General features: G+C 72.6%; 8 protein-coding genes. 3 read left to right on the top strand and 5 right to left on the bottom strand.

All coding sequences use genetic code 11. The features are described 5' to 3' along the window. On the bottom strand, positions 1 to 340 hold a 340-nt coding region (locus QSK36_RS38625), incomplete at its 3' end, for a family 1 glycosylhydrolase (RefSeq protein ID WP_285785811.1). 399 nt (positions 341 to 739) lie between these two features. Between QSK36_RS38625 and QSK36_RS38620 the strand changes: the two genes are divergently transcribed. Then, positions 740 to 1765, top strand: coding sequence for a LacI family DNA-binding transcriptional regulator (locus QSK36_RS38620; protein ID WP_285785810.1), 1026 nt, complete (start codon positions 740 to 742; stop codon positions 1763 to 1765). Positions 1766 to 2007: 242 nt separating this feature from the next. Further along, positions 2008 to 2313, top strand: a complete 306-nt coding sequence (locus QSK36_RS38615; protein ID WP_139576746.1) for a DUF6401 family natural product biosynthesis protein — start codon at positions 2008 to 2010, stop codon at positions 2311 to 2313. Between the two features lie 70 nt (positions 2314 to 2383). On the opposite strand, the gene QSK36_RS38610 is transcribed toward QSK36_RS38615, so the two are convergent. Then, on the bottom strand, positions 2384 to 3520 hold the full coding sequence (locus tag QSK36_RS38610) for a mechanosensitive ion channel family protein (RefSeq protein ID WP_285785809.1): 1137 nt from the start codon (positions 3518 to 3520) through the stop codon (positions 2384 to 2386). Positions 3521 to 3667: 147 nt separating this feature from the next. On the opposite strand from QSK36_RS38610, the gene QSK36_RS38605 reads away from it, so the two are divergent. Beyond that, complete coding sequence (locus QSK36_RS38605; RefSeq protein WP_285785808.1) at positions 3668 to 4093, top strand: nuclear transport factor 2 family protein; 426 nt, start codon at positions 3668 to 3670, stop codon at positions 4091 to 4093. A gap of 244 nt (positions 4094 to 4337) precedes the next feature. On the opposite strand, the gene atzF is transcribed toward QSK36_RS38605, so the two are convergent. From atzF to QSK36_RS38590, 3 genes are read right to left on the bottom strand one after another with little or no spacing between them, the layout of a single operon-like run. Then, a complete protein-coding gene (gene atzF, locus QSK36_RS38600; RefSeq protein WP_285785807.1) occupies positions 4338 to 5993 on the bottom strand; it encodes an allophanate hydrolase in 1656 nt (551 codons plus the stop codon). Beyond that, positions 5986 to 9537: a 5-oxoprolinase/urea amidolyase family protein gene (locus tag QSK36_RS38595; RefSeq protein ID WP_285785806.1), complete on the bottom strand. Its 3552-nt coding sequence runs from the start codon at positions 9535 to 9537 to the stop codon at positions 5986 to 5988. Before QSK36_RS38595 ends, atzF begins: the two co-directional genes overlap by 8 nt. Next, on the bottom strand, positions 9534 to 10160 hold the full coding sequence (locus tag QSK36_RS38590; protein WP_285785805.1) for an urea amidolyase associated protein UAAP2: 627 nt from the start codon (positions 10158 to 10160) through the stop codon (positions 9534 to 9536). The genes QSK36_RS38595 and QSK36_RS38590 overlap by 4 nt, the downstream gene beginning before the upstream one ends. Positions 10161 to 10170: the final 10 nt, after the last annotated feature.

Below are 10170 nucleotides of genomic sequence, written 5' to 3'. Positions count from 1 at the left end.
CCACGAGCCGCCGGTAGAAGTCGAGCCCGCGCCGGTTCACCGGTCCGCGGCCGTCGGGCAGCACCCGCGGCCAGGCCACAGAGAATCGGTAGGCCCCCGCCCCCAGGTCTTTCATGAGATCGACATCCTCTTGCCAGCGGTGATAGTGGTCGCAGGCGAATTCACCCGACTCGCCCCCTGCCACCGCGCCGGGCACCCGGCAGAAGGTGTCCCAGATCGAGGGCCCCCGGCCGTCGGTGTCGACGGCCCCCTCGATTTGGTACGCCGCGGTGGCCGTGCCCCACACGAAGCCGGCGGGAAAGGTCCGCCGTATGGCGAGGCGTTCGTCGGTCGCCGTCATTCCCTGTTCGCTCCAGGTTCCGTGCCCGCTTCGATGAACAGCCCGGACACGGCAACAGGCCGTGCGGGCGATGGGACCGTTCCCCCGAAGGCCGCGGGACCCGCCGAGCCGTACGGCGGGCACACACGCGGGCAGACGGAGTTCCGCAGCGGACACCTGAACTCCCTCGCAGGAGAAAGGGAAGCGGCTGCGAGACACGACAGCGGCCGAGCCCGTGGCAACGAGAAAGCGCCGGCCGATGCTCGCCATCACACATAAGGGGACGGGGAGTTGTCAAGTCACGAAAACGTGACGGGAGGAAATTCCGATTACTGGTTGACGAGCTTCCCGGCGGTTGCCTATTTTGGGGAAACCGGTTGCATGAAACCGGTTACAGCGAGATGCGATAGCGTTTGGTCCGTGGCAACGATCAGAGAGCTGGCGCGCCTGTGCGGCGTGTCTCCGGCGACCGTCTCCCGCGTGTTCAACAACCCCGAGGTGGTGAACGCGAAGACCAGGGAGCAGGTCCTGCGGACGGCCCGCCAAATCGGCTACCTGCCCAACGAGTCCGCCCGCACCCTGGCCACCAAGAAGTCCTTCATGGTCGGCCTGGTGTGGGATACCGACCACCGCCGACCCGGCTGGCGGCACCCGTTCTTCCAGGAAATCCTCATCGGCCTGAAGACGGCGCTCAGCGGGCGCGGCTATCACCTCCTCATGCTCGCCACCAGCGGGGACACGAGCGGGGAGAGGACGGAAGACGCCTACGTGCGCGCCGTGCGCAGGCACAACCTGGACGGCGTCGTGATGATAGACAGCGGCACCTGGGATCCCTCAATGCGGCGGCTGTCCGAATCGGGCGTCCCCTGCGTCAGCCTCGACCGTCCCGTCGAGGGTTCCCGCGCCACATACGTGACCTCGGACAACGCGGGCGGCGCCCGCCTGGCCGTACGGCACCTGCACGAGCGGGGACGGCGAGCCATCGCCACGATCACCGGCCCGGCACACACGCGTCCGGGCGCCGAGCGGCTGCGGGGCTACCAGGACGAGATGTCCCGGCTGGGGCTGCCGCACCGTCCCGAGCTCGTGGTCGAGGGCGACTTCTACCTGTCGGGCGGCCACGCCGCGATGCGCCGCCTGCTCGAGGCGGACGAGCGGCCCGACGCCGTGTTCGTCGCGGGCGACGAGATGGCCGTCGGCGCGCTGCGCGCGATCGGGGAGGCCGGTCTGAAGGTGCCCGAGGACATCGCCCTGGTCGGGTTCGACGACATCGAGGTGGCCGCGCTCGTGCCGCCGGGCCTGACGACCGTCGCCCAGGACAAGGCCGGATTCGGCACCGCCGCCGCGGAGGCGGTGGTCTCGATGATCAACGGTGCGGACGCCCCGCCGCCCCGGATCCTGCCGACGACACTCGTCGTGCGCGGCTCCAGCACGCCCCCGCTCTGACCCCCTCCGCCCGCCCGTGGGCCGGAACACGCGCGCTGTCGCGGCCCAGGCCCCCCTCTCCGCCCGCCTGGGGCCGGACATCCGTGCCGGCCTGGGCCGCGAGCGGCACTGCCCGCGCGCTGAGCCGCACCGGACGCTCCCGCACGGGGTATCGCCCTCTCTGAGCGTTCTGGATCGCTGTGCTCCCGGAGGCGCTTATCGTGATGAGGCACCCATCACCCTTGACCCTCCGGGGGACTTCTGTGTCCGAGCAGTCCTGGCCTGTCCGCATCCGTGCCGAGTTCGCGCAGCGCGTCCTGGACCTGCGGCATCAGCATCCCGGGATCCTCGCCTCGCTGGACCAGCACATGACCGCCGTCAAGCACGCCATCGCGGAGCTGGGCGAGCGGGTCGGGCCGGCCTCCCTGCTCGCCTATCTGATCGGCTATTGGGACGGCGCGCGGGAGAAGGGCTGGCGGGCGCCGGGACCGGAGCAGCCGCTCGACTTCGCCACCCTCCGCATGACCGCGGTCTGCCTGCTGCTCGACGCCGCGGCCGAACCCGCCTGACTCCCCACCGCTTCCGGCACAGCGGCGGGGCGCCCCTCCCGGTGAGGGACGCCCCGCGCGACTGAAGGGCTCACCGGCGCGGCGACGGCGGCTCCTCCGGGGGATTCGGCCGGGAGGAGGTGGGCCGCGCCACCTCACCCGGCGCGTCCTGCGGCATCAGTGGGGTTCCGGGGGCGCCCGGAGGGACCGCGCCCGCCGGGGGGATGGGAGTCGTCGGCGCGCCCGGAGCGACCGGCGGCGTGCTCTCGGGGTACGCGGGCCGGCTCGCCCGCGCCTCCCCGGCGCCCTGCGCGCCCGGGATGTTCCCGCCGACGTTCTCCGGCCGCACGGCGCTCTCCGGCTGCGCGGTGTTCTCCGGCTGCGCGGTGTTCTCAGGCTGCGCGGTGTTCTCCCGGGACGCGGTGCTCTGCGGGTACGCGGTGGAGGCCGACTGGGCGAAGGCCCCCACCCGCTGCCGCGGCTGCTCGGGCCGCGGCACGGCGGCGGTCTCCATCGCGTCGGCGCGGCCACGGCTGTAGGCCGCGGCCTGGGCGCGGATGGTGTCGGTCTCGGCCTCGGCCCGGTTCAGCCAGTGCTCCCAGCGCTGCTGCATGGGCCGGACCAGGCCGCCGCCGACGCCGACGACGAGGATGCCGGCCATGGTGGCCAGGATCGCGATCAGCACGGGCGTCGTGACGGTGGTCGCGACCTCGATCTGGTTGAGCGCGGCGATGACGCCGAGGCCGATGATGAACACCGACGCGATCGTGGCCAGCGCCCGGCCGTACGACAGGGAGCCCAGAGCGGCGGTGACGATGTCCTTCACGGCCCTGGCGATGGCGGTCGCGACCACGATGATGACGATCGCCACGGCGGCCTTGGGCAGCCACGCCACCACTCCGGCGAGCAGGTCGCTGACGGGGTTGGGCCCGAAGACGGAGAAGGCGATCTGCAGCGTGATCAGCAGGATCGCGTAGTAGACGAGTTTCGCGAGCAGGTCGGACGCGTCGTACTTGCTGCGCGCCAGCGCCCGTCCCACGGCCCCGCGTTCGACCCACCGGTCGAACCCGACGCGTTCGAGTACGGCGTCCACAACCTTCCGCAGTGCCTTGGCGACCAGCCAGCCCACCACGAGGACGACGACGAATGCGAGGAACTTGGGGACGAACGTGGCGACCGACGACCAGGCGTCGGCCACTCCTCTTCCCCAGTCGACCGGAGCGGCCATGGGTCCTCCTGTTGAGAGCCTTCCACGACATACGAGGCCCACGGCTACCCGGTGATCCGCGTCTCATACCCGATCCGTGTCCGGCTCGGCACTCAAAGCTTCCCGTATGCTGTACGGTACGACGTACGACAGGAAGGGGCACATTCCGTGTACGAGCCGAGCAACGAGGAACTGAAGAGCGTCGAGGACTGGTTCGCCCAGTACGACGCGCTCGCCGAGCAGGGGGCGATCGAGCGGCTGGCCGACCTCGCGGTCTTCCCGATGAACCTGGCCACCGACGTGCCGGGCGGCTTCGCGACCGTACGGCAGTGGACGCGCGAGGAGTACGTCGAGGCGATGCGGGAGGCAATGGGCGGCGGAACGGCGGGGCTCGACCTGGAGTCGGCGAGGACGCCGCACTTCCTCAGCCCCAACCTGGTGTTCGTGGAGACCACGGCGACGATGACGGTCGAGGGCCGGCGGGAGAGCATGCACTACGGCGACCTGCTGGTGCGCACTGAGGACGGGTGGGCGTTCCAGACGATGGCACAGGGCGGCTGGGGCCACGGCTGGCCGCCCGCCCGGCGCGGCTGACCGGGCAGAGGGCCCGGAAAAGACAAACCGCCGACGCGACCGCGGCGCGGTCAGCCTTTCCCGTGTCGCGAAGGGACGGTGATGCCCGCCCGAAAGGGTGCCGCACCTGGCGGTCGAGGACTGGGACAGGCAGATCGACCTGAACATCAAGTGCGCCGGCCGGAGGCATCTGCGGCCGGCACAGCACAGACATGCGGGGTCGTGCCCGGCTGCGCCTCCCTGTTCCCGGTCGGCGCACAATCGATCAGCCATGGACCGCCAGGGTTCGGACGTAGGCGCGCCACCCCCCGTGCGTGGTGATGTCGGCCGCGCCCCGCAGCCCTTCCGGAGCGCAGAGGAAGCCGGGCACGTTCGTGCCGTCGGCCAGTTCGACCTGGCCCAACGTCATCGGGCGGGGAAGGGCCGTGAGCAGGTCGCCCAGCCCTTCGGCGGGAAGTTCCCACACCTCGCACTCGATGGCCGCGCCGTTATCGGGGACTCGGACGAGCCCGGGTTTGGGCGGGTCGGTGGTCAGGGCGTGCATCCGGTAGCGCGCGGCGGTCGTGGTGGTGGCCACCAGGCGGGCCCCGCGCATGGTGAGCTCGTGGTTGAGCGGTTGTCCTGACAGGTGCGCGCCGACCACGGCCAGGCGGGCGGCCGGCTGGAGCAGCCGGGCGATGGCGGCCAGGTCGTCGTCGGCGTGGGCCCGGCCGACCAGCATGACCCCGTACGGAAGCCCGTCCACCTGTCCGGCGGGTACGGCGAGTGCGCACATGTCGAAGAGGTTGACGAAGTTGGTGAAGCGGCCGAGGTCGCTGTTGACGCCGATGGGGTCGGCCGCGACCTGCGCCAGGGTGGGATGGCGGGGAGTGACCGGCAGGAGCAGGGCGTCGCGGTCGCCGAGCAGGGACAAGGCCCGCTCGCGCAGTGCCGCGAGCCGTTCCAGGTCGGCGAACAGGCGGTGGGCGGGCAGGTCGCGGGCCGCGGTGATGATGGAGGCGACAGTGGGGTCCAGGTCCGGGCCGCCTTTGCCGACGAACGCGCCGACGGCGGTGTAACGCTCGGCGACGAAGGCCCCCTGGTAGAGCAGCGCGGCGGCCTCCAGGAAGGGGGCGGGGTCGATCGGGTGGATCTCGACGCCTGCCGAGGCCAGCCTGCCGGCCGTGGTCTCGAACGCCTCGGCCCAGCCCGGGGCCAGCGTGCCGAGGCCGGCGGTGGCGGGCACGGCCAGCCGCCAGGGTCCGGGGCGGCGGGCCGGGCGGGACGCGGGCAGTGCGGAAGGGGCGGTCATGAGGGCCAGGGCCTGCTGGACCTCGGGGAGCGTGCGGGCGAAGACGCTGACGCAGTCCAGGCTCCGGCAGGCCGGGACCACGCCTTCGGCGGGGATCAGGCCGCGGGTGGGCTTGAGCCCCACGATGCCGTTGAAGGCGGCGGGGACCCGGCCCGAGCCCGCGGTGTCGGTGCCGAGCGCGAGGTCGGCCAGGCCGAGCGCGACGGCGACCGCCGAGCCCGAGCTGGATCCTCCGGAGATCCGGTCCGGGTCGGTGGCGGCGCGCACCGCGCCGTAGGGACTGCGGGTGCCGACCAGCCCCGTGGCGAACTGATCCAGATTTGTGGTGCCGAGCACGATCGCACCGGCCCCGCGGAGCCGAACCACGGCAGGGGCGTCGGCGTCCGGGCGGTAGGCGTAGGAGGGGCAGCCGGCGGTGGTCGGCAGCCCGGCCACGTCGATGTTGCCTTTCACGGCCAGCAGGCGGCCCGCGAGGGGAAGGTGCTCGCCGCCCGCCACCCGGACGTCCACGGCGGCGGCCTCGGCCTCCACCTCGGCCCGCGGCCGCAGGTCGATCCAGATCTCCGGACGGTCCGTCTCGGCGATCCGGGTGTAGGCCCTGCGGACCCGTTCCAGTGCCGTCTCAGCCACGATCACTCCTCAGCACCACCAGCGGGACGCCGGCCTCCACCTGGTCGCCGGGGCCGACCAGGACCCGTTCGACCACGCCGTCGGCGGGGGCCAGGACGGCGGACTCCATCTTCATCGCCTCCAGCACGATCAGCGGCTGCCCGGCGGCGATCCGCCGGCCGGGCGTGACGCTGATCTGCCAGACGCTCGCGGTGAGCTCCGCTTCCACCACCTGGCAGCCCGGTGGGAGCTCCAGCTCGGTCTCGGCCTGGCCTTTGGGCTGCTCCGCCCGGTCGAACTCGCCCGACGCCTGCCAGGCCGCCCGCTCGGCGGCGAAGGCGGCGGCCTGCCGTTCGCGGAAGGCCGCGATGGAGTCGGCGTGCTCGACCAGGAAGCGCTGGTAGTCGGCGAGCCGGAACACCCCTTCTTCGATCTTGGGTTCGATGCGCCCCGCCGCCAGGTCGGCGCGTAGTTCCAGCAGCTCTTCCGCCGTCACCGGGTACCAGCGGATGCGGTCGAAGAAGCGCAGCAGCCAGGGGGATCCGGGCTGGAACGCGCCGCGTTGCTGCCAGCTCGACCACACCTGCGTCGTACGGCCCACGAACTGGTAGCCGCCCGGTCCTTCCATCCCGTAGACGCACAGGTAGGCGCCGCCGATGCCGACGGAGTTCTCGGCGGTCCAGGTGCGGGCGGGGTTGTACTTGGTGGTGACCAGACGGTGCCGGGGGTCGAGCGGGGTGGCCACGGGAGCGCCGAGATAGACGTCGCCGAGCCCGAGGACGAGGTATTCGGCGTCGAAGACGATGCGGTGGACCTCGGCCACGTCCTCCAGGCCGTTCACCCGGCGGATGAACTCGATGTTCGACGGGCACCAGGGCGCGTCGTCGCGCACTCCCGCCATGTAGCGGGCGATGGCCTCCCGGGTGGCGGGGTCGTCCCAGGACAGGGGCAGGTGGACGACGCGGCTGGGCACCTCCAGCTCTCCGGTGGGCGGCAGACCGGCCTCGATGCGGAGCAGTTCGGCCAGCAGGTCGCGCTGAGAGAGCGCCGCCGGGTCGAGGTGGATCTGAAGCGAGCGGATGCCGGGGGTGAGGTCGACGACGCCGGGCAGGTCTCGGGCGGCGAGCGCCTCCGTCAGGGCGTGCACGCGCATGCGCAGGCCCAGATCGAGCTCCATCGGCCCGTACTCGACGAGGATGTTGTCGTCCCCGCTGCGCCGGTAGGTGACGCAGGGCCGCTCGCCGGTCTCGGGAAGGCGGTGAAGCACGCCGCCGTCGCCGGGGACGCCGATCGCGGGGGGCACGGGGACGAAGGTGACGGTGTCTCCGGGCCGCAGCTGCCCGAGTTTCCAGCGTTCGGAGCTGACGACGGTGGCCGGGCAGACGAACCCGCCGAGCGACGGGCCGTCGGGGCCGAGCACGACCGGCATGTCACCGGTGTAGTCCACGGCGCCCACCGAGTAGGGCGTGTCGTGGATGTTGGAGGGGTGCAGTCCCGCCTCGCCGCCGTCGAGGCGGGCCCAGCGCGGTTTGGGGCCGATCAGGCGGACGCCGGTGCGGGCGGAGTTGTGGTGGACCTTCCACTGGGCGGCGTAGAAGTCGCGGATGTCGTCGTCGGTGAAGAACTCGGGGTTGGCGTGCGGGCCCTCGACCACGCCGATCCGCCAGGCGTGCCCGAACTCGGGCCGCTCCCCTGTTTCGGCGCTGCCGGGGGCGAGGCGTCCCCCGTGCCTCAGGTATCCCCCGTGCTTGAGGGATCCGTGCAGGACGTCTCCGGCGCGCAGGGCCCGGCCGCCGTGGCCGCCGAACCCTCCGAGTGTGAACGTCGCGGCGCTGCCCAGGTAGGCGGGGACGTCGAACCCGCCCGCCATCAGCAGGTAGACGCGCAGTCCCGGCCCTTCGGCGGCGCCGATGTCCAGCATGCCGCCGGCGGGCACGGTGACCGGCTCCCACTGGGGGACGGGCGCGCCGTCCACCGTGACGGGTGCGGGCGCGCCGGTGACGCAGACGGTGGTGGTGTGGCTGAAGCGCAGCGCCGGGCCGCGCAACGTGCACTCCAGTCCGGGTGCGCCGGGGTCGTTGCCCAGGGCGGAGTTGCCGTGCCTGAAGGAGCGGTCGTCCATCGGTCCCGACGGCGGCACGCCCACCTGCCAGTAGCCGGTCCGTCCCGGCCAGTCCTGGACGGTGGTGAGGGTGCCGGGCCGCACCACCTCGATCCGGCGGGAGCCGTCGGTGAGCCCGGCAAGGGTGGCGGTGCCGTGCGTGGCCGCCCGCACGGAAGGATCGTCTACGGCGGCGCGCAGCAGCCCGAGGTTGGTCTCGACACCGTTGATCCTGGTCTCGGCCAGCGCCGCGGCCAGCCGGTCCAGGGCCTGTTCCCGGTCGGCGCCGTGCGCGACGACCTTGGCGAGCAGCGGGTCGTAGGCGCTGCTCACCTGCGTACCCGTCTCCACCCAGCCGTCCACCCGCACGCCCTCGGGGAAGGCGACGCGGGTGAGCAGGCCCGCGCTGGGCCGGTGGTCGCGGCTCGGGTCCTCGGCGTAGACCCGGGCCTCCACTGCGTGGCCGGCGGCCCCGGGCGGGGTCCGCAGGGCGGCGTGCACGTGGCTCGCGTCGCCCTGGGCCAGGCGCAGCATCCATTCGACCAGGTCGACGCCGTAGATCGCCTCGGTGACGGGGTGCTCCACCTGCAGGCGGGTGTTGACCTCCAGGAAGTACGGCTCGGCGCGCACCGGGTCGTAGATGAACTCGACGGTGCCCGCCGACCGGTAGCGCACCGAGGCGCACAGGCCTGCGGCGCTGTCGGCGAGTCCGGCCCGCACCAGCGGCGGCAGGCCGGGGGCGGGGGCCTCCTCCAGCACCTTCTGGTGACGCCGCTGCAGGGAGCAGTCGCGGTCGCCGAACGTGACGACGTTGCCCATGCCGTCGCCGAAGACCTGGACCTCGACGTGCCGGCCGCCCTCGACCAGGCGTTCCAGGAACAGCCCGGCCGAGGCGAAGCTCGCGGCGGCCGTGCGCTGCACGCTCTGCCACGCCTCGGCCAGCTCGCCGGCGTCGCGGCAGGCGCGCATGCCGATGCCGCCGCCTCCGCCGGTGGCCTTGAGCATGACCGGGTAGCCGACGTCCTGTGCGGCGCTCAGGGCCGCGTCCAGGTCGGGGAGCAGGCCGGTGCCGGGGAGCAGGGGCACGCCGGCCCGCTCGGCGGCGGCGCGGGCGGTGTGCTTGGTGCCGAACAGGTCGAGCTGCTCCGGGGTGGGTCCGACGAAGGCCAGCCCGGCGGCTTCGACCCGGCGCGCGAAGGCGGCGTCTTCGGACAGGAAGCCGTAGCCGGGGTGGATGGCGTCCGCGCCGCTGTCCAGGGCGGCGCGGAGCACCCGGCCGGCGTCCAGGTAGCTCTCCCGGGCGGGGGCGGGGCCGAGCCGTACGGCGTGGTCGGCCAGGCGGACGTGGGCGGCGCCCCGGTCGGCGTCGGAGTAGACGGCGACCGTGCGCAGGCCCAGGCGGCGAGCGGTGGCGATGACGCGGACGGCGATCTCGCCCCGGTTGGCGATGAGGAGGGTGTTCATCGGACCGTCATCCGCACGGGCGTGGGGTCGAAGCCGTTGCACGGGTTGTTGATCTGCGGGCAGTTGGAGATCAGGACCAGCACATCGGTCTCGGCCCGCAGCGTGACGGCGAGGCCGGGAGCGGAGATGCCGTCCACGATGCCGAGCGTGCCGTCGGGCTCGACCGGGACGTTCATGAACCAGTTGATGTTGCTGACCAGGTCGCGTTTGCCGAGCCCGTGGCGGCTGCCCTCGATGAGGAAGTTCTCGACGCAGGCGTGCTGGGAGTAGGTGTGGTGTCCGTAACGCAGCGTGTTGGACTCCTTGGAGCAGGCGCCGCCGACGGTGTCATGGCGGCCGCAGGTGTCGCCGACGACGGTCATCAGCGGGGTGTGCTCGTTGGACAGCAGCACGCTGCCGGTGGTGAGGAAGATGCTGCCCTGGGCGTGGATGGTGTCGGGGGCGCTGTAGCGGACGGCGGTGTCGTGCGCGTCGTACAGCAGGCAGTCGACGGCCTGGTTGCCGCCGAGGTCGGTGATGGTCAGCTCCTGCCCGGCCCGGATGATCGCCGACCAGGGGGCACGGGCGGGTACGGTCGCATCGAACACGGGCACATCGAGCGCGGGCACGTCGAGCGCGGGCACATCGAGCGTG

This window comes from Microbispora sp. NBRC 16548 (genome assembly GCF_030268985.1).
Taxonomy (GTDB): domain Bacteria; phylum Actinomycetota; class Actinomycetes; order Streptosporangiales; family Streptosporangiaceae; genus Microbispora; species Microbispora catharanthi.
Note: the sequence above shows the minus strand (reverse complement) of the source record. Positions and strands in the feature narration are given on the sequence as shown.

Coding starts and splice junctions, on each gene's coding strand:
- QSK36_RS38595 (WP_285785806.1), bottom strand. CDS start 9,537: ATGAACACCCTCCTCATCGCCAACCGGGGCGAGATCGCCGTCCGCGTC.
- QSK36_RS38610 (WP_285785809.1), bottom strand. CDS start 3,520: ATGGCCGCTCCGGTCGACTGGGGAAGAGGAGTGGCCGACGCCTGGTCG.